Genomic DNA, 24,500 nt, shown 5'->3' with positions numbered 1-24,500 from the left:
GCGCACGTGTCATCCTCCTTGGCGACCATGATGAGCTCAGTCATCGGTCCTCCTAGTTTCCTTCAACGTTTCGACCGAAATCGGGATACGGCTGCCCGTCGCCTGTTTCGCCCCTGGCTGCCGCGCGGCCCTGTCGGACTCCCTGCTGGAAGCTCGCCAGTCGGTTGCGCACCGCCTCCGGGGAGACGACGGGTCGGGGCATGGGAGTTTGGGAGGCCGCGCTCAGATCGGGAGCGGCCGTTCCCGGCACCAGGTTCGCCTTGGGCACCCGCTTGGGCAGCCCCGAACCGGTGACCCCGCCAAGTGAGGGCTCGCTGGCCGCCTGAGCCGCCTGCCAGCCCACGTCCGCCGGCGACGACCAGGATTCCGGTGCCGGGGCGGGCTGCTGTTGTGGTTTCTGCTGTTGCTGTTGCTGCTGGGGCAGCGGTTGGGGCCTGGAGGTCTCCTTGACCGTCTCGGGCGGGTCCTGGACGGGCGCGACCGCTACGGGCTCGACCTTCCTGAACCAGTCCGACTCGACCGCCGCGAAGATCGGCAGGAATTCCTCCCGCGCCTCCTCCATGGGTGAGGAGTCGGGAACCACCGGCAACGGGCCGGTGTTGTCCGCGGTGTCGAACCCGCGTCGCTCGAACATTCCCGAGTTGCCCGCGGACGGCCATCCGACGGAGTCGCCCCCGTGGATCGAGGTGCTGCCCCATCCCTCGGAGTTGACGGCCTGCGTCGAGGAGTTGTTGGACCAGACATCGGAGTCCGCCCCGCGTACGGGCGTGTTCAGCGCGTTCGACGTCTGGGACCAGATCCCGGAGTCGCCACCGCGCATCGGGTCGTTCGGCCACGGCCCGGGTTCCACCTGGGAGGTGTTCGCCCAGCTGGGCGTGCCGCTCGGCGGCCCCTGGGCCGGCCTGCCGTACTGGCCGCCGTCGTAGGAGGGCCGCGGGGCCTCGAAGGAGTTGAACTGCTGCTGCTGTTGCTGCCCGATGTCGAAGGAGCGCTGGGCGGCCTCGAACGAGGCGAAGGCCTGCTGGGCGGGGTCGAGCGAGGTGGGGCTGGCCATCACCGGCGCCCGGTCCATCGAGGTCATGGATCCGGCCCAGTCGCCGCTCTGCGACATTCCGGGACCGCCGGGCATCTGCCGGTTGGCGGGGGCGGAGAGCATGTTCTCGGGGAGCTGGACCATGGCGGTCAGACCGCCGCCGTCCTGCTGCCTGAGCTGCACGCGGATACCGTGCCGCAGGGCCAGACGGCCGACCACGAACAGACCCATCCGGCGGGACACCGAGACGTCCACCACCGGGGGGTTGGCCAGTCGCCAGTTCGCCTGGGCGAGCTCCTCGGGGGTCACGCCGATGCCGATGTCGCTGACCGAGATCATCACGCCGCCGCCGTCGATGCGGTTGCTGGACACGATGACCTTGGTCTCCCTGGGGGAGAAGGAGATCGCGTTCTCCACGAGCTCCGCGATCAGGTGCACGACGTCGTTGACGGACGTGCCGACCACGGCCACACCGGTGGAGAGCTGCAGGTTCACCCGCTCGTAGTTCTCGACCTCGGAGAGCGAGGCGCGTACCACGTCGATCAGCGGGATCGGCTGGCTCCAGCGGCGCGCGGGTTCCTGGCCGGCGAGGACCAGGAGGTTCTCACTGTTACGGCGCATGCGGGTGGCCAGGTGGTCGAGGCGGAACAGGCTGCCGAGACGGGCCTCGTCCTGCTCGCCCTGTTCTAGGCTCTCGATCAGTGAGAGCTGGCGCTCGACCAGAGTCTGGCTTCGCCGGGAGAGGTTGACGAACATCGCGTTGACGTTGCTCCGCAGCGTGGCTTCCTGACCGGCCAGCCGGATGGCTTCGCGGTGGACCTCGTCGAAGGCCCGGGCCACCTGGCCGATCTCGTCGTCGGAGACCACTCCGATCGGGGAGATCTCCAGGGGAGCGGCGTTCTCTCCGCCCTCCCGCAGCTTCTGCACGGTCTCCGGGAGCCGGCGACCGGCGATCGACAGGGCCTCGGTACGCAGCGTGCGCAGCGGCCGGACCAGCGACTGGGCCATCAGGACGGTGATCGCGAGGACGAAGAGCAGCAGGACCGTGACGATGGCCCCGCCGATCAGCGCACTGTTCTGCTCCGCCTGCTGGAGTTGCTTGGTCCGGACGATGATCGATTCGCCGATGCTCTTCTGGACGTCGCGCATGTTCTCGATGACGTCGCTGGTGGAGCTGAACCACTTGTCGATCTGCGACCGGGGCAGCAGGGGGACGGCACCCGGCAGCTGCCTCAGGGTCGGGGCGATCAGCGCGCGGATGCGGAGCTGCTCGGCCTGGTCCTTCTTCGGGCCGCTCACCGTGTCGTCGTAGGCCTGGCGCTGGGTGAGCGAGGCCTCGGCGCGGAAGGTGACGAGCTCACTGTCGCGCTGAGCGCGGGAGGAGACGAAGGCGTCGAAGCTCTCGCCGACGAAGCGCTGGGAGGCAATGATGATCACGAGGGCGGCGCGCTCGCGAGAGGCCTGCTCCTTCGCGCGGGTCAGCGCGCCGAACGCGCCGACGCTGCTGGTGAGGGCCTCGTCGTTGGTGACGCCCTGGCCGATCTCGTTGTGGATCGCGTGCAGGTCCAGGATCGCCCGCGAGTACATGTCCATGGCGGGCTGGGCCAGCATCTCGGTGTTCGCGACGACCTGGCGCATGCTGGTGAGCTCCGTCAGGCGGCTGCGCACCTGGGCGATCTCGTCGTGGATGCGTTGCCCACCCGAACTGCCCTGGCTGATCTGCTCGACCGAGTCGACCTTCGCCCGGACCTCTCCGGCGGCCTTGTTGACGACCGCCTGCTGGTTCCTCATCGCCGTGCGTGTGTTGGCGATGCGGCGACCCTCGGCGATGAAGCGCACGGAGAGGTCTCGCTCCAGTGCCAGCTCGTGGGTGAGGTTGCTCAGGTGGACGGCGAAGTCGGCGATCGCTCCCGCGCGCTCGTAGTCGGCTGCGCTGGACACCGAGGACACGATCCGAAGACCACCGAAGGCGACTCCGGCGAGGGTCGGGATGAGAACGAGGGCGATCAGCCTGGATCGCACACGCCAGTTGCGCAGCGCGAATCTGCCGCCGCGCCGGACCTCGGGGGCCCCGTACTCGTCGGCCCTGTCCTCGTCCTGGTCTCTGGACGCTTCGAGTGCCTTGTCGATGTCGGAGGCCTCACGCGGTGATGCTGTCCTCATAGATATCCGCTGCCTCTCGTCGGGCGGCCGGGTACGGAGAGGATCGCGTCAAACACCTGAGCGGTGTGAAACACCTGGGAGGTGTGAGACACCGACGCGTCCATGGGGCGAGGGTTATTGGAGCACAGCTCCTTGAATTCGGCCAATGCCCCTAAGTACCTCAAATCGGACTTTCCATCCATATTTGCCTAATTCCCTCATCAACGGCTCCCTGGTCCCCGCGACGCTCAAACGATGAATCATCACCATTACGCCTGATATGCGACATTCCACGAAGAACGGTCGTTAAGAGCTTTAATGTCCATATCGGTGATCCGCTGCTGGGCAGCGGCCATATCCGTCAGTTCCTTCGATGTGAGCACGTCTTTGATGTCGTCGAACCCATCGGGCGCTCGCTCGGTGACCAAGGTGATGGTCTCCTCTATGGGCAGCTCACGATGGGCGAGCACGAGTTTGGTGGTGGCGGTCCTGCGGTCCTGTTCGTACGCGGCCAGTCCCGCGGCCGGGTCGGCCGCACCGGCCAGTTCCCTGGCCAGGACGCGGGCGTCCAGTACGGCCTGCGAGCCGCCGTTGCTGCCCACCGGATACAGCGGGTGAGCGGCGTCACCCAGCAGAGTGACCCTGCCCGTCCCCCACCAGGGGAGCGGATCCTTGTCCACCATGGGATATTCCAGGATCCGCCCAGAACCGGAAATAAGCGCCGGCACGTCCAGAAAGGGCAGCTGCCAGCCGGCGAAATGCGGGAGCACGTCCTCCAGTCGGCCGGGTCTCGACCAGTCGGCGGCCGCAAGGGGACCGGGTTCGGCGATCGCCACCTCGGCCACCCAGTTGATCAGTACTTTCCCCCGGACCGGCGCCGAGATGGGGTAGACCACGAACTTGGACACCGCCATGGCACCCGCGACGATCAGCGTGGTGCCGTCGAGGAAGGGATCTCCCTCGGCCGTTCCCCGCCACATCCGGATCCCGTTCCACATCAGCGGCCCGTCGTCGGGATGCAGCCGGGCGCGCACGGTCGAGTGGATGCCGTCCGCGCCCACGAGGACGTCGGCCGTCTCCTTCAGAAGCTCGCCGGTCCGCACGTCACGCAGCGACGCCGTAACCCCGGTGAACCCGGCGTTCCCGGCAGTTTCAATCGAGTGTTGCTCGAAGTCCTCCAGCGACAGCCCGGTCCTGACGGCACCAGGACCGAGCCGCTCGCGTACCGCGGAGAGAAGCAGCATCTGCAGCTCCCCGCGGTGAATGGAGTACTGGGGCCAGTTGTATCCCGCGTACCTTCCGCGCGGCAGCGCCAGGATCGTCCCGCCGAACCTGTCCGTGTAGGTCTGGTAACTCGTCGGGACGCCGATCTTCGCGAGCTCGTCCCCCAGGCCGAGCTCGATCAGCTCCCGGACGGCGTGCGGCTGCAGGTTGATGCCCACCCCGAGGGGGCGCAACTCCAGGGCCGACTCGGCGACCACGCAGTCGATACCGGCGGCGTGAAGGCTCAGCGCGGTGGTGAGCCCTCCGATGCCACCGCCGATGATCAGTACTTGCATGGCCGCCTCGATGTCCGCCCAGGGTTCATATCGCCCCCCGCGAGCTCAGGTGCCACCTGAGTGCCCGCTTCTCCACCGCCACGAAGACGGCGTTGAGCAGGTATCCCAGTACGCCCAGAATCACGATTCCCGCCCACATCTGGGGCAGTTCGAAGCTGCGCTGGGCGCCGATGAGCAGCGAGCCGATGCCCACGGTGCTCCCGATGAGCTCGGACAGGATCATCAGGATGAGAGCGAGACCGAGACTGATCCGGAGGCCGGCCACGATCTTGGGGGCCGCGGCGGGGATGACGATCCACATGAGCCTGCGGATCCCCCGGACGCCGAAGACCTCCGCGCTGTCCAGGTGGAGCTGCTCCACCGTGCGGACACCGTCGATGGTGTTGAGCAGCACCGGCCAGATGACGCCGGAGACGATGGTCGCCACCTGCATGGGCGTTCCGAGCTGGAACGCCGCGATGTAGAAGGAGATCAGGGTGGGCGGCGGAATCGCCCGCCCGAAGTGGATCATCGGCTCGATGTAGTCGGCCAGCTTGCGGGACAGACCCAGCGCGATGCCGATGGCAACCCCCACGAGGCAGGCGAGCACCCAGCCGCCGAAGAGGTTGTACAGACTGTGCCCGAAGTCGTCCAGCGCGTCCTGGGTGAGGAACAGCCGGCTCGCCGGGCCGGAGAACCACAGCTCGTGCATCGCCACGACGATCTTCGACGGCGGCGGGAAGTAGCTCTCCTGGATGATCCGGGTGGCCACCTCCCAGGCCGCGATCAACACGATCGCGAGCCAGAACCGGGAGAACGCCCCGACGAGAACGCCGCGCACCGCCGTACCGGCCCGGCCCGGCGGACGGGCGTGCCGGCTGGTGTCGTCATGCGTCGCCGTATCGGCCTGGCTCATGCCGCCGTCCTCTCGGTGCGGGCGAAGTGCCAGCGGAAGGCGCCGCGCTCCACCCGGACCAGCAGCGCGTTGACGATGAGTCCGAGGACTCCCGCCCAGATCGCGCCGGCCAGCATCACGTCGGTGTTACCTCCGGAGCTGCCCGCGTTGATGAGGAAGACGCCGAGGCCGCTCGAACCACCGCTCAGAAGCTCGGCACTCACGACCACGACCAGCGCGATGCCCGCGGAGACGCGCACCCCGGTCGCCACGAACGGGGCCGCGCTGGGTAGCGAGACCCGCCAGAGCACGGCCAGGGGGCCGAAGCCGAAACTGCGCATCGCGTCCTTCGCCACGGGATCCACGTCTTGAAGTGCATAAAGCGTGTTGAGCAGGATGGGCCAGCACGCCGCGTAGAGGATCAGCGAGATCTTCATCTCGGTCTCGGAGGTGAACAGCAGGATCGCCAGCGGGATCAGCGCCACCGAGGGGATCGGGCGGAGAAACTCCACCACGATCCTGCTCGGCGTGCTCAGCCACGGGACCGATCCGAGCACCACACCGACGACGACCGCCACGACGACGGCCAGGACCAAACCGACCAGCCAGGCCAGGACCGTGTCCGCCACGCCGGCGAGGAACACGGGGTCCCCCGCCAGCGTGACGGATCGGAGCAGCACCACGGAGATCGGTGGTACGACCTCCGAGTCGACGATCCCCAGCCGGACGACCATCTCGGCCAGGGCCATCGCCGCACAGACTCCGATCACCCCTCGGATGACACGGGTTCTGTTCATTTGCTCGAAGGGGCCGCGATGAGGTCCTGCACGTTGAGGGTCTCATCGAGAAGGCCGTACTCGTGCATGGTGTCGGCGACCCGCTGGAGCCTGGTGGCGTTCAGCGTGGTGGGGAAGCCGCCGATGGCGAGGCTGGCTGCCGCGTCCGCCTTGATGGTGGTGTACTTCGGAATGATCGCGACCACGTTCGCCCGGTCCGCCGCCAGCGCCATGGCCTTGCCCATCGCCCGCTGGAACGCCGCCACGGTGTTGGGGTTCGCCTTGGCGAACTCCGAGGTCGCCGCGTAGCCGGCGATCGGGAAGTCAGCGGTCGGGCCCTGGGAGGTGTCCCAGATGACCCGGGCGCCGATGGACTGACCGATGAAGGTGCCGAACGGCTCCACGGGCTGGATGGCGTCGGCCTTGCCGGCCTTCAGCACGCCCTCCATCTCCGGGAAGGGGAACTCCACGAAGTTCTTGTCCTCGTCGAGGTCGAAGTTGTTCGCCTTGGCGGCGGCGCGGATCAGCATCGTGGAGATGTTGCGCTTGGTGTTGACCGCGATGGTCTTGCCCTTGAGGTCGGCCACGGTCTGGATCGGGCTGTCCTTGGCCACCATGATGGTGTGCGTCCCCTTGGCGCTCTGGAAGCCGTCGGAGACGATCTTCAGGTCGATGACGCCCTTGGCGTCGGCGCTGAAGAAGGAGACGTAGTTACCGAAGCTGATGTCCAGCGCGCCGCTCTTGAGCTTCGGGATCGCCTCCGCGCCACCCGCGAGGGTGGTCAGCGCGACGTCGAGGCCCTCGGCCTTGAACAGGCCCTTCTCCATCGCGATCTGCAGCGGGGCCGTGTCGACGACCGGGATCGTGCCGATGTTGATTTTGGTCTTCTCGAGGGTGGACCCACCGGCGGCCGTGGCCTTGGTGGACTCCTCGGCGCCGCTGCATCCGGTGGCTGCAATAAGCGCCAGCGCCAGGATTCCGACGATGGATGAGCGTAATTTCATGGATCCTCCAGGACCGCACAGCAAGAGAAGACCGCACAGCATGAAGAAACGATCTTCGGAAAGAGAATGGCAGGATCGTAGCGCACATACATGTCTATGAAATGACTTCTACCACTCTGGCATCAAATTTCCGATTTAGAACATATGTCATGATAAATGACGAAAAGGCACAAATCGGGCATAACATGACTGTGGACTTGACCTCCGCTAGAGTCCCCGCACAAGCTCCAGCGAATCGCGCCCTAGGAATCACCTTGCTTGAGATCGCCAACCTCACCCACACCTACGGCAGTGGCGAGAAAGCGCACCGGGCCATCGGCGGGCTCGAACTGAGCGTCGCCGAGGGCGAGCTTCTCTGCATTGTCGGCCCCTCAGGCTGCGGAAAGTCCACTCTGCTGCGTTCCATCGCCGGGCTCATCAAGCCGACCGGCGGAACCATCGAGGTCAGCGGAGTCCCGGTACGGCAGACGCCCGACAACCTGGCCGTCGTCTTCCAGGACTACAGCCGTTCGCTGTTCCCCTGGATGTCGGTGGGCGACAACGTCGCCCTGCCGCTGCGCCGCCGGAACATGGACCGCAAGCAGCGCATGGCCGCCGCCCAGGAGGCGTTGGAGCAGGTCGACCTGCCCGCCGCCGCGAGTAAATATCCCTTCGAGCTCTCCGGTGGCATGCAGCAGCGCGTGGCGATCGCCCGGGCGCTGGCCTACCGTCCCGCGCTGATGCTGATGGACGAGCCGTTCGGCTCCGTCGACGCCCAGACCAGGGAGGACCTGGAGGATCTCGTCCTGCAGGTCAGAGAACGCCACCAGATGACGATCGTCCTGATCACCCACGACATCGACGAGAGCGTCTACGTCGGAGACCGGGTCGTGGTGCTGTCCAAGTCGCCTTCGAGGGTCGTCGGCGACCTGCGCGTCAACCTCCCAGGTCCCCGCAACCAGATCACCACCAGGGAGAATCCGGAGTTCGTCCGCCTGCGCGCCGAGGTCGGCCGCCTGGTCAGGGGAGTCGAGCCGGCCCTCGCGAGCTAGTCGCCTGAATTTCGGCTCAGCCGGCGACGGGCACGTATTTCCCTGAATCCCCAGCTCACACCGCGTGCGATTGCCTCGCGGACAATTTTATTGATGGAACGTTCAAAAGCATGTCCGCCGGTTATACGAGGCGGGCATGCTTTCGGCTGTCGCCATTGATTCCGGCCCCGCCGATCCGCGATCGCCCCGTTCTCTCACTCGATCGCAATCACCCGATCACGCGCTGTTCGATAGCACGCGCCGGCGCGAATCAAATGGCCGAATGCGACCAAAGATCTTTATGAGAAAGATCTTCATGAGAAATAGGTTCCGCGTTCGAAACGAATTCAAATCGTCATCGAATTTTCATACCGCCGCGGCTCGGCGGAACGGATTTCCGTGGAGGACGCGCGCCCGCCCGCCCGGGCCGCCACCGTCACAAGCGGAAGATCAAATCTCCGTACGGACTCTGCCGACGTGCCGCCCGGCCGCCGTCGCCGGGCCGAACCGGGGTGTGCGCCCGCCGATGGCCGTTCTCCCGCCGCGAGACGCGGGACCGATGCCAGGGGGCCCGCCGGTTGGCGCGGGTGCCGGGGGTACTGCGGACTGCGGGGTACTGCGGGGTACTGCGGGTACTGCAGAAACACAGCGTGGGCCCACCCGTTGGGGTGAGCCCACGCAGTGACTTTCAGACCCTGAGGGTGAGGACGTGTTCGACCAAAGTGATCAAGGTTGATTTCACCGCGTCGCGGGACCGGGCATCGGTCCGTACGACAGGAATGTGCGGGGGGATCGTCAGAGCCTCGCGCACCTCCTCCTCACCGTGGGCGTGTGAGCCTCCGAAACCGTTCAGCGCCACGACGAATGGCAGCCCGGCCTCTTCGAAGTAGTCGATCGCCGGGAAACTGTCTGCCAGCCGCCTGGTGTCGACGAGCACGATCGCACCGATCGCACCCTTCACAAGGTCGTCCCACATGAACCAGAACCGGTGCTGACCCGGCGTACCGAACAGGTACAGGATCAGATCGCGGTCCAGCGAAACCCGGCCGAAGTCCATGGCGACCGTGGTGGTCCGCTTGGTCGGAATGTGCGAGAGGTCGTCGACTCCCGCACTCGCCTCTGTCATCACCGCTTCCGTGGTCAGCGGCATGATCTCGGAGACCGCACCAACGAAGGTCGTCTTGCCGACACCGAACCCGCCGGCAACAACGATCTTCGTCGATGTCAATCCGGCGTCAGAGCCTGCGAAGCCCACTGAGCACCCTTTCAAGCAAGTTGAGATCCGGCTTTCCAGCATCCAGCTGCGGCTGGTGAAGCTGCACCAGGCCCTCGGCCGCCATGTCCGCGATCAGTACACGGGTCACACCCAACGGCATGCGCAACAACGCCGACAACTCGGCGACCGAGCGCACCTGCCGGGACAACGAAATGATCGCCTGGTACTCCGTGGAGAGCGTGGATATATCCACGTTCGCCAACGTCGCCGAGGAAACCAGCGCCTCAAGAGCAAGCTGTATCCGGGGGGCGGTCCGTCCCCCGGTCACAGCGTACGGGCGAATCAAACGATCTCGCCCACTCTTCGCCTGAGACGTATTAGGGGACTCCTCCCCCGGTCCACGCCAACCCGGTGCGTCCATATCACCCCCCTATCGCTGAACAGACTGCAGCTCGGCGCGGAGCGCAGGCGTGAGCGCCTGGCCGGCACGCTCTGCCAACAGCGTCATCTGGTAGGCCACAAGGCCCATGTCACAGTCCGGCGAGGCCAGTACGGCCAGCGCTGAACCGTCGCTGATCGACATGGTCAGCAGGAGACCCCGCTGCATCTCGATCACTGTCTGCGAAACGGAGCCGCCCTCGAAGACGCGGGCGGCCCCCTGGGTCAGGCTGATCAGGCCTGCCGTGATCGCGGCGAGCTGGTCGGCGCGATCCTTCGGGAAGCCTTGCGAGTAGGCCAGCGGAAGGCCGTCCGCGGAGACGATCACCGCGTGCGCCACCCCCGGCATCTCCTTGACGAACTCGGTGATCAGCCAGTTGAAGCCGCGGGCGGCCTGACTGAGTTGGTTGTTCACTGGTTCTCTCCCTCGACGGCGTTGGACCGCTGGCTCATCTCAGCGCGGCCCTGCCGTACGCCTTGCTGGAAACTGGACAGACGACTGCGCACCCGTTCCGCGGAGATCGGCGGCATCGGGGCCGCCGGCGCCGCCGGAGCCGCGGAGGCGGATCCGGGAACGAGATTCGCCTTCGGCACACGCTTGGGCAGACCCGCTCCGGTCGTGCCACCCTCCGCGGGCTTCTTGGCGGCCTCGGCGGCCGCCCAGCCCTGGTCCGCGGGAGTGCTCCACGGTTGCCTGCCGACGGGCGGCGCGGCCGACCGGGGCTGTTGTGTCTGCTGGGGCTGCTGCGGCCTCTGTGACAGTTGCGGGGGACCTTCCTGGGGCTGAGCGGCCCGGAGCCCCGCGGGGCCCTGAGCGCCGATTGGGGGGGTTTTAGGCTGTCGGGGCTCCAGGCCGTGCGGCCCCGGCCGCCGGACCCGGGGCTCCAGCGGCCGGAAACCACCCTCGGCTGCGGGAGTCGCGGGGTCCGCGGGTGCGGAGTCGAGCGGCTCGACCTCGGATTCGGCTCCGACGTCGCTGCCACGGAACCAGTCGGATCCCACCGCCGCGAAGATCGGCAGGAACTCATCCGGCTTCGAGTCCAGCGCAGACGTCTCGACCGCGGGCATGGTCTGGGTGTCCTCCGCCAGGTCCGCGCGCTGTTGCGCCCACGGATCGGGCTGAGGGACCTCCTGTCCCGGCGGCGGGAACGACGTCTGCGAGGTCGACGAGAAAGGCGACGACCACAGATCCTCCACCGCGGAGGCGGACACCACCGGCGCCGCCCAGAGGTTGTTCGACCCCTGCGCCGGAGTGGGCGGCTGGGGCGGCTGTGCCGGAACCGGCGGCTGGGCGAGTCCCTGGGGTCCCTGGGGCGGCCGTGCCCCGCGCACCGGGGCGGCTCCGAACGGATCCGGGTTGTTCGACGCCGAACCGAACGGGTCGGGATTGTTCAACGCCAGGCCGAACGAGTCCATGTTGCCGGACGTGGCGCCGAAGGACCCCAGGCTGTTCGACGTGGCGTCGAACTGGATCGGGTTGTTTGATGTGGAGTCGAAGAGCCCCGGGTTGTTCGACGCGGAGCCGAACGAGGCCTGGTTGCTGTTCGACGCGGAGCCGAACGAGGCCTGGTTGCTGTTCGACGCGGAGCCGAACGGGGCCTGGTTCGCCGGGGCGCCGAACGACGCGGACAGCCCTGACTGCCCGGCAGGGCCGGCCATCGCCGGCTCGGGCTGGGCCACCACCTGCACGGGAAGGAGGACGACGGCGCTCAGGCCGCCGGTCTCCGGACGCCGTAGCTGAACCCGGATGCCGTGGCGCATGGCCAGACGGCCGACCACGAACAGGCCCATCCTGCGGGAGACCGACAGGTCCACCGCGGGCGGCTCGGACAGACGGCGGTTGGCCTCGGCCAGCTCTTCCTCGCTCATGCCGATGCCCGAGTCCGTGACCGCCAGGATGACGGCCCCCATCTCGTTGCCGTTGCTGGTCACCGTGATCTTGGTGTCCTGCGGCGAGAAGAAGATCGCGTTCTCGACGAGCTCCGCGATCAGGTGGACGATGTCGTTGACGGCCTGGCCGATGACCAGGATGCCGGACTCGACCCGCAGGGTCACCCGCTCGTAGTTCTCGACCTCCGACAGGGAGGCGCGGACGACGTCGCTGAGCGGGACCGGCTCACTCCACCGGCGGCTCTGCTCCTGGCCGGCGAGGACCAGGAGGTTCTCGGAGTTGCGGCGCATGCGGGTGGCCAGGTGGTCCAGCTTGAAGAGGCTGCCCAGCCGGGCGTCGTCCTGCTCGCCCTGCTCCAGGTCGTCGATGAGGTCGATCTGCCGCTCCACGAGCGACTGGGTGCGCCGGGAGAGGTTGACGAACATCGCGTTGACGTTGCTCCGCAGGCGGGCCTCGTCGCCCGCCAGCCGGATGGCCTCGCGGTGGACCTCGTCGAAGGCCCGGGCCACTTCCCCGATCTCGTCGCGGGAGACCACTCCGATGGAGGGCACCTCGACGTGTGGAGCGTGGTCGCCGGACTCCCGCAGCACGCGGACGGTCTCCGGCAGCCGGGTGTCTGCCACCTCGAGCGCCTCGGTCCGCAGCCTGCGCAGCGGCCGGACCAGCGTGCCGGCCACCCAGGCGGTGATCAGCAGGATCAGAACCAGCAGGACCAGGATCGCGGCACCGGAGATGAAGGCGCTGCGCTGTTCGGCGCTCTCCATCTCCTGGCTGCGGGCGACCACCGCGGCGGAGAGGCCGCGCTCGACGGTCCGCATGCCGTCCACCATCGCGGTGGAGGAGTCGTACCACTCGGTGATCCTGAGTCTGGCCAGCGGTTTGTTCTCGCGCATGCGGGACATGACCAGGGCACGCATGGCGTCGGCCCTGTCGATCTTCGGGCCGCTGACCACGTCGCGGAACCGTTTGATGTCGCCGGCCGTGGCGGTCGCCCGGAAGGAGGCCAGCTCGCTCTCCTGGCTCTTGTACGCCCCCAGGAAGTCGGCCGGGTCGTCGAAGTCGAACTTCCGCTGGATCAGGCCGACGAGCAGGATGCCCCGCTCCCTGGCGACCTGCTCCTTGGCCCGGGTCAGCGCGCCGAGCGCGAGCGCGTCACCGATGAGGCGCTCGTCGCCGCCGCTGCGGCCCAGGTCGTCGTGGAGGGTGATGAAGTCGGCGATCATCCGCGAGTACATGCCCAGGGCCGCGCGCGGAAGGACGTTGCTCCCGGTGATCAGCTTTCGCAGACCGGGGAGACCCTCCAGCCAGCGGCGCATCTGGGAGGTCTCGGTGCGGACACGCAGTGTCTGCGCGCTGTCGAGGCCGTCGATTGCGGTCAGAACCTGCTTGGAGGTCCGGTCGACCGTCTGCTGCTGATCCTTGACCTGCTTGAACCGGGCGGCGTTGCGGTTGTTGGCGATGTACCAGGCGGTGAGGTCGCGCTCCTCTGCCATCTCGTGGGAGAGGGTGCCAAGACCCTCGACCAGTGAGGCGACCTCGGTCATCCTGCCGTACTCGGCGGCGGTGGACAGCGAGGCGGTCAGCTGAAGACCGGACAGCAGGACGGCCGCCGCGGTCGGGAGCAGGATCAGCGCGACCAGACGGGGACGCACGCGCCAGTTCGCCGGCAGGAGTCGACTGCCCACCCCTGACGCGCGGTGGCTCCGGCGGTCTTGTGTCATCACTGGCCTACGTAGCCCCTCGACAGGTTTGGAAGCGGCGGAAGCAATTTGAGCACATCCTTTATGTCACTTCGAATGGAGTAAATGCCGACGAAAGCCCGCAAAAGGGATTTTCGACATCAAAGATCAAGCGGGCCGGAATGAGTCTCTGGCCTCCGGAGCCTGATGTTTGATCATCAGGTGGCGGGTCACCGAATATTCCTGGACCGCCTCCTGGCTCATGTCCTTGCCGAAGCCGCTTCCCTTGACCCCGCCGTGCGGCGCCTCGGAGGCGATGGGCAGGTGGTCGTTGACCCAGGTCACGCCCACGTCCAGCCGGTGGGAGACACGCAGCGCCCTGGCCACGTCCCTGGACCAGACCGAGGAGGCCAGGCCGTAGGGGGTGTCGTTGGCCAGCCGCACCGCCTCGTCCTCGCCGTCGAACGGCAGGGCCACCAGCACCGGGCCGAACAACTCGCCCTGGACGATCTCGCTGTCCTGGCGGGCGTCGGCGATCAGCGTCGGCGGATAGTAGAAGCCCGGACCATCCTGCGGGGCGCCGCCGCAGAGCACGGAGGCGCCAGAGCGTTCCACGAAGCCGTGCACGCGGTCGCGGTGACCCGCGGAGATCAGCGGGCCGATGTCGGTGGCCGGATCCCAGGGATCCCCCACCTTGATCTGTTCGAGCGTCGCGCGAAGCGCCTCGACGGCCTCGCCGTACACCTCGCGGGAGATGTAGACGCGGGTCGCGGCCGTGCAGTCCTGACCCGTGTTGTACGTGGCGCCCATCGCCACGCCCCTGGCCATCTCGGCCAGGTCCGCGTCACCGAAGACCAGGGCCGGGGCCTTGCCGCCGAGTTCCAGGTGGACCCGCTTCAGCGATCCGGCGGCCCCGCGCATGACGGCGCGGCCGGTCGCGGTGGAGCCCGTGACGCTCACCATGTCGACGCCCGGGTCACCGACCAGGGCCTCTCCCACCTCCGCGTCGCCGAGAACCACCTGGAGCAGACCCTCGGGCGCCCCGGCACGGGCGAACAGCTCGGCCAGCCTGAGCGTGGTGCCCGGCGTCTGCGGTGCGGGCTTGATGACCACCGCGTTGCCCGCCGCGAGTGCGGGACCCACCTTCCACACGGCCATGACAAGGGGGAAGTTCCACGGGGCGATCGACCCGACGACGCCGACCGGACGGCGGACCAGCACCGAGGTGTAGCCGGAGCTGAGCACCCCCGCCCCGGTGCCGTCCAGCGAGCGGGCCGCCCCGGCGAAGAAGCGAAGGTTGTCGGCCGCGAACGGCAGCTCGCCGTCGCGGAACACCGTCGCGGGCTTGCCTGTCTCGGAGACCTCCAGCCGGGTGAGCTCCTCGGCGTCGTCCTCGACGAGGTCGGCGAAGCGCAGCATCACCCTGGCCCGCTCGGCCGGGGTCGCCGCGCTCCACTCCTCGAAGGCGGCGCGCGCGCGTCGTACGGCGGCCGCCACCCCGTCGAGCGGGGTGTCGGCCACCTCCCGCAGGAGCTCGCCGGTTGCCGGGTTGATCAACTTGCCCATGGAACTTCCCTCGTCGTGGTCGTGCGGGGAACCTTTTAGGCGCCGGCCTTTTCGATCAGATCCGCGGCCTTGCGCAGGCCGTCACGCCGACGGATCTCCTCGCCGGCGGCGGCCAGGCGCTCACGGAGTCCGGTGTCGCCGAGCAGCCGCTCCAGCGCGCCGGTCAGCTCGGAGTCGGTGAACTCGTAGGTGGACAGGCGCACGCCGTAGCCGAGCTCGTGGACACGCTGCGCGTTGTCGTACTGGTCCCAGAACAGGGGCAGCAGGATCATGGGCTTGCCGAAGTGCAGCGCCTCGGTGGTGGTGTTGTTGCCGCCGTGCGTGATGACCAGGTCCACCAGAGGAATGATCTTGGTCTGCGGCACGAACTCGGCGCCCCACATGTTGTCGGCGAGCTCGATCTCCTCGTGCAGCGGGCCCATGGAGACGATGAAGCGGTGCGGGGTGGTGCCCAGAACCTCGATGACCCGCCGCATCAGGGAGACGTCCGCCGAGCCGAGCGAGCCGAGCGAGAAGTAGATCAGCGCGCCGTCCTTGGCGGCCAGCGACTCGGGGATCTCGAAGCCGCCGTCGGTCTCGCGGACCGAGGAGTCCAGGCGGTGCCAGGAGCCGGGCAGCGGACGGGCGTCGGTGTAGTCAGTGATCTCGGGGAAGACGTAGAGGTTCAGGTCCCCCTCGTGGATGAAGTCCAGGTCCGGCAGCGGCTCGGCGCCCTGGGCGACGACCCATTCGTTGAAGGCCGTCCAGATCTCACGGTGGGTGCGGTCGTACTCGGCGCGGAAGGCGTCCCACTCCGAGCGGTCGTCGGCGGGCAGCCCCGAGAAGACCGGCGCCACGTCCTCGCCGCGCACCTCCAGCGGGTTGCAGGAGACGATGCGGACGAACGGCTTGCCCGCCGTCAGCAGCGCCGGGAAGGTGATGACGTTGTCCTCGACGATGACGTCGGGCCGAACGCGCTCGATGATCGCCTTCAGCTGCGGCTCGCAGTACTTCACGCCGTCGATGAGCGCGTCCCAGATCGGCTTGGTCACCGTCTCCAGCTGCACCTGAGTCGATTTGCGATATTCGGGGGCGGTGTCCCGGATGAAGTCCTTCCAGAACTGTCCCGCGTCCTGCTCCTCCTCTGACGGCGGCGCGAGGTCGACCAGATCCTCCTCGAACCCCAGAGCCTCCAGTTTTCCCTTCCAGGAGGATTCAGCGGCGAAGACGACGCGGTGTCCACGCCGACGCAGAATGTCACCGATGCCGATGCAGTTGTTCGTCGGCCCGTAGGCACTCTCCGGCATGAACAGGATCGTGAGAGACACCACGCCTCCTAGCGTCTAGGTTGTTGGCTTTTTGAAGAGCGATTCAATTGTCTAGCTAGCAAAACCGGCCGAAAACGGTCACTATGGACCCCGGCACAGAGAATGGTCTTCGACAAGCGGGGAATTATGACGCGCAAGGGGCGGGCGGATCGGCGTCTGGATCTCATCGCGGCCGCGCACCGGGCGATCATCCGGTACGGCACCGAGGGAGTTCATCTCAACCACGTCGCCGAGGAGGCCGGACTGACCTCCGGGGCCGTCCTCTACCACTACCCCCGCCTCGGTGAACTGCTGGTCGACGCCCACCACGCCGGGATGGAGCGCTTCTACGAGCAGCGCCTCAAGCGGATCAACGGCATGCGCGACCCCGCCGAAAAACTCGTCGTGACCATCCGCTCGGGTCTGCCGCACGGCCCGGACGACCCGGACGTCCGGCTGCTCAACGAACTCGGCGGAGCCGCGGCCCGCAACAGGATGTACGCGCTGCTGCTCACCACGCTCTACGACCGCCAGGTCTCGCTGTACCAGAGCATCCTGGACACCGGAGCCGCGCTGGGGACCTTCACCCTGACCGGTGACGCGCTGGTCATCGCCCGCAACCTGGTCGCGCTCGAAGATGCGTACGGTTACCGCATAACGGCCCGCCACCCGGTGATCGGCCCGGAGGAGGCGGTCGAGCTGATCCTGGCCTATGCCAGGATCGCGACCGGCAACCCGCTCAAGGCGAACAACCCGCTCAAGACGTCTCACTGAGGGATCAGCACTCCGTCCCCGGCAGACCAGGAGAGTGCCACCGGAGATCCCGCCTGGACCTGGGTGGCCCCCTGCGTGGCCACCAGAACCGGCGTCGAGCGCCCGGCCACCCGGACCGAGACGTGCGAGACACCACCGTAGAAGCTGACGTCGACGACGTCTCCGCGAAGAACGCCCTGGCCGTCCAGCCTGAGCCGCTCCGGCCGTACGGCGAGCAGCGCGGGCGTCCCGTCGGGCAGGGTCGACACTCCGGGGAGCACCCCGAGCCCGTCACTGGCCAGGCCGACCGAGCAGGCCCTGCCCTCGAAGAGGTTGTTGGCCCCCACGAAGCCGGCGACGAACGGGGTGCGCGGGCGTTCGTACAGCTCCACCGGCGCGTCCACCTGCTGGACCCTGCCCTCGCTGAAGACCGCGATCCGGTCGGCCAGGGACATGGCCTCCTCCTGGTCGTGGGTGACCACGACGAAGGTGATGCCGACCTCGTTCTGGAGCCGCTTGAGCTCCAGCTGCATCTCCGCGCGCACCTTCTTGTCCAGCGCCGACAGCGGCTCGTCCAGCAGCAGCAGGCGCGGCCGCTTCACGATCGCACGGGCCAGCGCGACCCGCTGCCGCTGGCCGCCGGAGAGCTGCTGCGGTTTGCGCCCGGCCATCGTGTCCAGCCCGACCTTCTCCAGGACCTCGCCCACCCGGCGGCGGATCTCCGCCCCAGCCAGCTTCTCCCTCTCCAGGCCGTAGGCGACGTTCTTCGCCACGGTCATGTGCGGGAACAGCGCGTAGGACTGGAACATGAGGTTGACCGGCCGGCGGTGCGCGGCCTGCCGGAGAAGGTCCTCGCCGTCCAGCGTGACGGTGCCCTCGTCGGGGGCCTCGAAGCCGGCCAGGATTCTCAGGAGGGTCGTCTTGCCGCAGCCGCTGGGACCGAGCAGCGCGAAGAACTCGCCCTGCCGGATCTCCAGGGAGACCTCCGACAGAGCCGTGATGTCGCCGAACCGGCGGCTGACACCTGTGATCTGCAACATTAGGACAGGGACTCCGTCAGTCGGGTCATCCGCTGCGCCGCGATCACTACGGTGAAGCTCACGGCGAGCAGCAGTGTGGCCAGCGCGTTGATCTCCGGAGTGACCCCGAAGCGGACCATTGAGTAGATGACGATGGGCAGGGTGGGCTCGAGCGGCGCCGCGGTGAAGGACGCGATCACGAACTCGTCGATGGAGAGTGTGAACGCCAGCAGCGCACCCGCCACGATGCCCGGCGCGAGCTGCGGCAGCGTGATGCGGAAGAACGTGGTGAACGGCGTCGCGCCCAGGTCCCTGGACGCCTCCTCCAGGGAGGTGTCGCTGTTGGCGAGCCGGGTCCGGACCACCGCGGTCACGAACGCCATGCCGAACACCGTGTGCGCCAGCACCACCGAGTACAGGCCGAGGGTCGCCTTGATCGTGGCGTAGAACACGAGCAGGCCGATGCCCAGCACCAGGTCGGGCAGGACGGCCGGCATCACGCTGATCGCGTCCAGCAGCCGTGACCTGCTGTGGCGGGCCAGGCCCACGGCCAGCAGGGTGCCGAGCGCGGTGGCCAGCACCGTGGATCCGACCGCCACGATCAACGTGTTGATCAGGCCCTCGCGGACGTTGGCGTCCGAGGCGAGCTCGCCGTACCACTTCAGGCTGAAGCCGCCGAAGGTGTAGGGCGAGTCGTCGGAGTTGAACGACATCACAACAAGGACCACGATCGGCGTGTACAGGAAGACGTAGGTCATCCAGAAGGGGACGTACATCAGGCGGGGTCTACGCACGGCGGGCACTCCAGGCCTGCAGGAGGAGCAGGACGATCAGCACGGCGATCAGCGCCAGCGAGAGGGTGGCTCCGAACGGCCAGTCGCGCGCCTTGAGGAACTGGTCCCTGATCAGGTTGCCGACCATGATCGAACGGCCGCCGCCGAGCAGCTCGGGAACGACGAAGTTACCGAAGCTCGGCACGAAGACGAACAGGCACCCGGTGATCACACCCGGCAGGGTCAGCGGCAGCGTCACGGAGAGGAACGTCCGGGCGGGCCTGGCTCCGAGGTTGGCCGAGGCCTCGCGGAGCTGCGGGTCCAGCTTCTCGATCGCCGCGTACAGGGGCAGCACCATCAGCGGCAGGTAGGAGTAGATCAGGCCGGTGATGATGGTGCCCTGGTTGTAGAGCAGCTCCAGCGGCTTGTCGATCAGCCCCAGGTCCATGAGCGTGGAGTTCACCAGGCCGGGGCCGCTGAGCAGGATGATCCAGGCGTAGATGCGGACCAGGAAGTTCGTCCAGAACGGCAGCACGATCGCGACCAGGGCGATCGTCTTCCACTTCCGGGGGAGCTGCGCGATCAGGTAGGCCGTCGGATAGCCGACCAGCAGAGCGATCACCGTGGCGATTGTGGCGATCTTCAGCGAACCGAGCACGACGTCGAGGTAGAGCGGGTCGATCAGCCGGGTGAAGTTCTCCCCGGTCAGCTCGTAGACGATGCCGCCGAAGCGGCCCCTTCGGAAGGGGATGTAGCTGAGAAGCAGCGCCAGCGGGACCAGCAGAAGAACGATCAGGTAGGTCAGACCCGGCCCCAGGAAGACAAGCCGTCCCAGGGCACGCGACCGGCGCGCCTGTGACTTCACAGGCGCGCCGGAGACGGTGGAACGTGCCACTACTTCGCCGAGACCTCGGTCGCGAGCCGGGTGAACTTCACCGAGTCCTCGCCGAGGTCGACGATGGACTCACCCTCGAGCAGCTGCGAGGGGGTCATCTGGAGCGGGGCGTTGGCGGCCTTGAGCGCGGGGTCGATGGAGTCCATCGCGGCCTTGTTCGGGACCTTGTAGAGGATCGTCTCCGCGGCCCAGCCGTGGATCTCCGGGTCCAGGATGTAGTTGATGAACGCGTGGGCGGCCTCCTTGTTCTTGGAGGACTTCAGCACCACCATCGTGTCCACCCAGAGGTCACTGCCCTCCTTCGGCACCACGAACTTGATGTTCTTCTCGGTGGTCGGGCACCAGCCGTCCCACGCCTCGACCATCACGGCCTCGCCGCTCTTGAGCTTGTCGCCGAAGGTGGTGTCGTCGTAGCCGAGCAGCTTCGGCTTGGCCTCCAGCAGCTTCGCCTTGACCTTGGCGATCTCGTCGTCGCTCTTGGTGTTGACCGAGTAGCCGAGCGCCTTGATGGCGGGCAGGGCCAGCCAGCGCTCGGTGGTCATCATGGTGACCTTCTTCAGGGCCTCGGCCGGCGGGTCGAGGATGTCGTTCCAGCTCGTCGGCGGGGTCTTCACCAGGTCGGTGCGGTAGCAGATGCCCGTGGTGCCCCAGGTGTAGGGGACCGAGAAGGTGTTGCCCTTGTCGTAGGCGAGCTCCTTGGCCTCGGGGTAGAGGTTCGCGAGGTTCGGGATGAGCTCGGGGTGGATCGGCTCCAGCAGGCCGGCCTCGTTGAGGGCCTGGGCGTACTGGCCGGAGACGAACGCCACGTCGAAACCGGTGTCGGAGCCGGCGGTCAGCTTCGCCATGATGATTTCGTTGGTGTCGTGAAGCGCGACCTTCAGGTCCAGCCCGAGCTTGGACTTGACCTTCGCGGGGAGGTCTTCGGGGGTGTAGCCGGGCCAGACCGAGATGGCCACGCTCTGCTTGGAAAGATCCGCGTTCGGGTTGAGCTGCGCGGAAGAGGCACTGGCGGCGGGGACGGCGGCAGTGGTGTCTGCGGCCTCCCCGCCGCAGGCCGATGCTGCGAGCGCAAGTCCGACCACCATGACGGCAGCCGGAAAACGACGGGTGTACCGGATACGGGACACGGCCGCATTCTCCTTCAAAATTCAGTGTAAGTGGGGGCAGACTGGTCGCAGTAGACACGGCAGACCAAAGCAGGAGTGTTGCAGTCAAGAATAACTTGAGCAAGACTTTTCGGGACACCGCCCCTGGAAAGCCTGGTTTGTTTGGTGAACCGATGTTCAATATGGAAGCGACTCGACACGGTTCCGGAGGCCGGCGATGGGCGAACGAGCCAACTAGTTGAGGCTTTGACCTGCGCTGTTTCCAAACCATTCATCGTTCGTCACTTTCACCCGCTTCCCGAGCCCGCCTCTTCCGGTTTCTCAAGTGGTACTCAAACGTCATCGAATCGTCAGGATGATCCGGTCGGTGAACGCGGGTTCGACGTGGATCAGACCAATCGCTCGGTGGTCGTCGGCGAGAGCGTGGTCGTGAAATGGCTCACCCCTCCCGCCCCGCTCCCCCAGCCGACCCCGGACATGTTCGCCCACCTGACCTCGGTCGGCTTCACCGCGACGGCCACGCCGTACGCGGCCGTGTCCCGCCGGGACGATGAAGGCGAACTGTTGCTCGCCCTGGTCACCGCCTACCTCCCGGATGCCGTGGACGGCTGGGAGTGGTGCGTGGACGAGGCCGTCTCCGGCGGCACGTCCTTCGCCGCCGACCTGGGCGTTCTCTCCGCCGACCTGCACGCGGCGATGGCCACCCCGTCCGAGACCTTCCCCGACCCCGTGCGCACCGCGACCTTCCCCGCACGGCACACACCAGACAAACGTGGACATCATGGCACTGGACCGGTGAACCGGTGGTTCACCCGAGCCGAAGAGGCCGTGAACACGGCTCTCACGCTGACCGGCGGTGACGACGGCGACTGGCTCTCGGCCCACGCCGGCGCGCTCCGCGCGGAGATCGCCCCGCTGGCCTCCTCCGGCGCCACCCCGCTGATCCGCATCCACGGCGACCTGCACGTGGGTCAGATGCTCCGCTGGCGTGACGGTTACGCGGTGATCGACTTCGACGGCAATCCGACGGTCGTCGGCGCGGATCCCTTCCAGCCCGCCGCCCGTGACCTCGCCCAGCTCACCACCAGCCTCGAACACGTCGGCCAGGTCGCCGTCAAGCGCCGCGACGCCGACCCCCTCGTGATCGCCGGATGGGCCGCCGGCGCCCGTGCCGCCCTGGAGTCCGCCTATCTCGGCCGCCTGACCGAACTCGGCCACGCCGGCCTGCTGGACCGCTCCCTGCTCCGCCCGTTCGAGATCGAGCAGGAGTGCCGCGAGCTCATCTACGCCGCCGGTCACCTCCCCCGCTGGCGTTACGCACCCATGGGCGTCCTACGGTCGTGGTACCGGTGACCCGACATCGGTCGCGGTACCGGTGACCTGATGTAGGTCGTGATACCGGTGAGCCGACGTTGGTCGTGGCACCGGTGACCCGACGTTGGTCGTGATACCGGTGACCCGACGCTGGTCGTGGCACCGGTGACCCGACGCTGAAGTTGAAGGAGCGCATGTGAATCCCGAGCTGTACCTCGCCGACCTGGAGGCCAAGCCTGCCGCGCTGGCCGCGCTGGCGAGCGCCCTGGAGACCGGAGACCCGTTCGACGGGATCCCGGCCGGCATCCGGCGGGTGGTCTTCCTCGGCATGGGCAGCTCCCGATACGCCGCCCGGGTGGCCGCGCTGCGCCTGCGGGCGGCGGGTGTGGACGCCGTGGCCGAGTACGCCTCGGCCACCGCGTCCTATCCGGCGACTCCGGACACCCTGGTCGTTGCGATCTCCGCCACCGGCGGCAGCAGGGAGACCCTCGACGCGGTCGCCCGTTACCGCGGCCGGTCCTTCGTGCTCGCCCTGACCAACAGGCCCGGCTCCGCGATCACCGAGGGCGCCGACCTGGTGGTCCCCATGGTTGCGGGCGAGGAGCGCGGCGGCGTGTCCTGCCGGACCTTCCAGCACACCATCGGCCTGCTCCTGGCCCTGCAGAACCACCTCACCGCCACCCCGTCCGGCCCGCTCCACGGCCTCGGCTCCCTGCCGGGCATGTCCATGCCCGGCGGGGACGTGCCCGGCGGGGACGTGTCTGGCGGGGACGTGTCTGGCCTGGACATGCCCGGCATGAATGTGCCCGGCGTGAACGGGCCTCGCCTGGACGTGCCCGGCCTGCTGCGCCGTACGGCCGAGGCCACCACCGACCTGCTGGACCGTCGCGGCGAGTGGCTGGAGCCGGCGATGAGCCTGCTCGACGGGCCGAACGGCGTCTACACGATCGCCCCCGCCGAACACCTGTCCTCCGCCGAGCAGTCCGCCCTGATGTTCCGCGAGGGCCCCCGCCGGGCGGCCGACGCGTGCGAGACCGGCGACTGGTCCCACGTGGACGTCTACCTGACCAAGACCCTCGACTACCGGGCCATCCTGTTCCCCGGCTCCCCCTACGACGACCAGGCCATGGAGTGGATCCGCGAGCGCGGCTCCACCGTCCTCACCGTCGGCGGCGAGCTCCCCGACGCCAAGGGCTCCGTCCGCTACCGCCACGACGACGACCCCGACGTCGCGCTCCTGACCGAGACACTGGTGGCCGAGCTCATCGCCGCCCGGTGGTGGCTCGCCGGATAACCAGTGCGCCTCACCCGAACGAGGACGAGCGGCCGCATCCGCACCGCACCCGGTCAGCTGATCGGGCAGCCTCGGCGCCCGGTAGCCGCCGGCGAGAAAGCAGGCGGCCCCACCCTGTCTCGGCACGCGGATCCCAGCGGAACAGCGGCCCACCCCGTCTCGGTACGCGGAGCCCGGTGGAACGGCGGACCACGGGGCGGTCAGAGGCTGTTGAGACCACCGAGGACGCGTTCGAGGAGGTCGGGCCCCGGGCCCCTCTCATCGATCTGGGGATGGTGGATCCGGACCAGGCCCTCGGACTCCATGTCCGTGATCAGGACGCGCGCGACGCCGAGGGGGGTGCCGAGGAGGGCGGATATCTCGGCGACGGAGCGGATCTGACGGCAGAGCTCGCTGATGACCCGGTATTCGCGAATGTAGGACAGGCCGAGCTGCTCGGTGGTCGCGGAGGAGACCAGGGCCTCCATGGCGAGCTTGGTGCGCGGAGCGGTCCGCCCGCGGCTGACGGTGTACATCCGCACCAGCGAGCTCTCCTCCTCGGGAGGCTCTCCGTATGCCGAGCCGTACGGGAGGGGCACGTCCTGTTGCGAGTTGTACGCCGGAGGCTCGTCCCACGGGTCGTCGCCAGGAGGGTCGGCCGGCGCGCCATGTCGGAATGGTTCCTCCTGGGGCGGCACATGGCCGTCCCTGGACCTCAGCCGATATCGAGGGGGGTCTTCCCGTGGCAGGTCACGGCCATCCTTGGACCCCTGCCGATAACGGGGAGGGTCTTCCCGTGGCAGGTCATGGCCGTCTCTGGATCCCTGTCGATATCGAGGGGGGTCTTCCCGCGGCGGCACATGACCGTCCCTGGACCTCAGCCGATATCGGGG

General features: G+C 67.8%; 20 protein-coding genes. 4 read left to right on the top strand and 16 right to left on the bottom strand.

Annotated features, from left to right (window positions below; genetic code table 11):
• Nucleotides 1-52: 52 nt before the first annotated feature.
• The 5 genes from CHC08_RS15855 to CHC08_RS15835 all read right to left on the bottom strand — a co-directional run bounded on the left by CHC08_RS15855 (nucleotide 53) and on the right by CHC08_RS15835 (nucleotide 7,388).
• Nucleotides 53-3,196, bottom strand: a complete 3,144-nt coding sequence (locus tag CHC08_RS15855) for a sensor histidine kinase (protein ID WP_089208042.1) — start codon at nucleotides 3,194-3,196, stop codon at nucleotides 53-55.
• Between the two features lie 248 nt (nucleotides 3,197-3,444).
• On the bottom strand, nucleotides 3,445-4,734 hold the full coding sequence (locus tag CHC08_RS15850) for a flavin-dependent oxidoreductase (RefSeq protein WP_089208041.1): 1,290 nt from the start codon (nucleotides 4,732-4,734) through the stop codon (nucleotides 3,445-3,447).
• A gap of 25 nt (nucleotides 4,735-4,759) precedes the next feature.
• On the bottom strand, nucleotides 4,760-5,629 hold the full coding sequence (locus CHC08_RS15845) for an ABC transporter permease (RefSeq protein WP_089208040.1): 870 nt from the start codon (nucleotides 5,627-5,629) through the stop codon (nucleotides 4,760-4,762).
• Nucleotides 5,626-6,405, bottom strand: a complete 780-nt coding sequence (locus CHC08_RS15840) for an ABC transporter permease (RefSeq protein WP_089208039.1) — start codon at nucleotides 6,403-6,405, stop codon at nucleotides 5,626-5,628. Before CHC08_RS15840 ends, CHC08_RS15845 begins: the two co-directional genes overlap by 4 nt.
• Nucleotides 6,402-7,388: an ABC transporter substrate-binding protein gene (locus tag CHC08_RS15835; RefSeq protein ID WP_179282064.1), complete on the bottom strand. Its 987-nt coding sequence runs from the start codon at nucleotides 7,386-7,388 to the stop codon at nucleotides 6,402-6,404. The genes CHC08_RS15840 and CHC08_RS15835 overlap by 4 nt, the downstream gene beginning before the upstream one ends.
• A 254-nt stretch (nucleotides 7,389-7,642) precedes the next feature.
• Here CHC08_RS15835 and CHC08_RS15830 point away from each other — a divergent pair, with 254 nt between their 5' ends.
• Nucleotides 7,643-8,419: an ABC transporter ATP-binding protein gene (locus CHC08_RS15830; RefSeq protein WP_179282063.1), complete on the top strand. Its 777-nt coding sequence runs from the start codon at nucleotides 7,643-7,645 to the stop codon at nucleotides 8,417-8,419.
• A gap of 667 nt (nucleotides 8,420-9,086) precedes the next feature.
• Here the strand turns inward: CHC08_RS15830 and CHC08_RS15825 are convergent.
• From CHC08_RS15825 to CHC08_RS15800, 6 genes are all read right to left on the bottom strand, one after another.
• Nucleotides 9,087-9,626 (bottom strand): GTP-binding protein, encoded by a 540-nt coding sequence (locus CHC08_RS15825; protein ID WP_089208132.1) that lies wholly within the window; start codon nucleotides 9,624-9,626, stop codon nucleotides 9,087-9,089.
• A 7-nt stretch (nucleotides 9,627-9,633) separates the two neighbouring features.
• On the bottom strand, nucleotides 9,634-10,035 hold the full coding sequence (locus CHC08_RS15820) for a DUF742 domain-containing protein (RefSeq protein ID WP_089208036.1): 402 nt from the start codon (nucleotides 10,033-10,035) through the stop codon (nucleotides 9,634-9,636).
• A 9-nt stretch (nucleotides 10,036-10,044) separates the two neighbouring features.
• Nucleotides 10,045-10,467, bottom strand: a complete 423-nt coding sequence (locus tag CHC08_RS15815) for a roadblock/LC7 domain-containing protein (protein ID WP_089208035.1) — start codon at nucleotides 10,465-10,467, stop codon at nucleotides 10,045-10,047.
• Nucleotides 10,464-13,595 (bottom strand): nitrate- and nitrite sensing domain-containing protein, encoded by a 3,132-nt coding sequence (locus CHC08_RS15810; RefSeq protein WP_179282062.1) that lies wholly within the window; start codon nucleotides 13,593-13,595, stop codon nucleotides 10,464-10,466. The genes CHC08_RS15815 and CHC08_RS15810 overlap by 4 nt, the downstream gene beginning before the upstream one ends.
• 195 nt (nucleotides 13,596-13,790) lie before the next feature.
• Nucleotides 13,791-15,188: an aminobutyraldehyde dehydrogenase gene (locus CHC08_RS15805; protein WP_089208033.1), complete on the bottom strand. Its 1,398-nt coding sequence runs from the start codon at nucleotides 15,186-15,188 to the stop codon at nucleotides 13,791-13,793.
• 35 nt (nucleotides 15,189-15,223) lie between these two features.
• Nucleotides 15,224-16,495, bottom strand: coding sequence for a glycosyltransferase (locus CHC08_RS15800; RefSeq protein WP_179282061.1), 1,272 nt, complete (start codon nucleotides 16,493-16,495; stop codon nucleotides 15,224-15,226).
• Nucleotides 16,496-16,621: 126 nt separating this feature from the next.
• Here CHC08_RS15800 and CHC08_RS15795 point away from each other — a divergent pair, with 126 nt between their 5' ends.
• The gene (locus CHC08_RS15795; RefSeq protein ID WP_089208032.1) at nucleotides 16,622-17,248 is read left to right on the top strand and encodes a TetR/AcrR family transcriptional regulator; all 627 of its coding nucleotides are present in this window, start codon (nucleotides 16,622-16,624) and stop codon (nucleotides 17,246-17,248) included.
• Here CHC08_RS15795 and CHC08_RS15790 read toward each other — a convergent pair.
• Genes CHC08_RS15790 through CHC08_RS15775 form a run of 4 tightly spaced genes read right to left on the bottom strand, consistent with a single transcriptional unit; the run spans nucleotide 17,242 to nucleotide 21,041 of the window.
• The gene (locus CHC08_RS15790) at nucleotides 17,242-18,267 is read right to left on the bottom strand and encodes an ABC transporter ATP-binding protein (protein WP_089208031.1); all 1,026 of its coding nucleotides are present in this window, start codon (nucleotides 18,265-18,267) and stop codon (nucleotides 17,242-17,244) included. The genes CHC08_RS15795 and CHC08_RS15790 overlap by 7 nt on opposite strands.
• On the bottom strand, nucleotides 18,267-19,040 hold the full coding sequence (locus CHC08_RS15785; protein ID WP_089208129.1) for an ABC transporter permease: 774 nt from the start codon (nucleotides 19,038-19,040) through the stop codon (nucleotides 18,267-18,269). The genes CHC08_RS15790 and CHC08_RS15785 overlap by 1 nt, the downstream gene beginning before the upstream one ends.
• Nucleotides 19,033-19,914 (bottom strand): ABC transporter permease, encoded by an 882-nt coding sequence (locus tag CHC08_RS15780; protein WP_179282060.1) that lies wholly within the window; start codon nucleotides 19,912-19,914, stop codon nucleotides 19,033-19,035. The genes CHC08_RS15785 and CHC08_RS15780 overlap by 8 nt, the downstream gene beginning before the upstream one ends.
• A complete protein-coding gene (locus CHC08_RS15775) occupies nucleotides 19,914-21,041 on the bottom strand; it encodes a polyamine ABC transporter substrate-binding protein (RefSeq protein WP_179282059.1) in 1,128 nt (375 codons plus the stop codon). The genes CHC08_RS15780 and CHC08_RS15775 overlap by 1 nt, the downstream gene beginning before the upstream one ends.
• Before the next feature lie 363 nt (nucleotides 21,042-21,404).
• Between CHC08_RS15775 and CHC08_RS15770 the strand changes: the two genes are divergently transcribed.
• Nucleotides 21,405-22,373, top strand: coding sequence for a hypothetical protein (locus CHC08_RS15770; RefSeq protein WP_089208030.1), 969 nt, complete (start codon nucleotides 21,405-21,407; stop codon nucleotides 22,371-22,373).
• 157 nt (nucleotides 22,374-22,530) lie between these two features.
• Entirely contained in the window at nucleotides 22,531-23,628 is a 1,098-nt protein-coding gene (locus CHC08_RS15765; RefSeq protein WP_089208029.1) for an SIS domain-containing protein, read from the top strand.
• A 200-nt stretch (nucleotides 23,629-23,828) separates the two neighbouring features.
• Here CHC08_RS15765 and CHC08_RS15760 read toward each other — a convergent pair whose 3' ends face one another.
• Complete coding sequence (locus tag CHC08_RS15760) at nucleotides 23,829-24,305, bottom strand: DUF742 domain-containing protein (RefSeq protein ID WP_245878343.1); 477 nt, start codon at nucleotides 24,303-24,305, stop codon at nucleotides 23,829-23,831.
• Nucleotides 24,306-24,500: the final 195 nt, after the last annotated feature.

This window comes from Streptosporangium subroseum (assembly GCF_900188345.1).
GTDB lineage: Bacteria > Actinomycetota > Actinomycetes > Streptosporangiales > Streptosporangiaceae > Streptosporangium > Streptosporangium subroseum.
The sequence above is the reverse complement of the archived record's forward strand: the minus strand, read 5'-3'. Positions and strand labels throughout refer to the sequence as shown.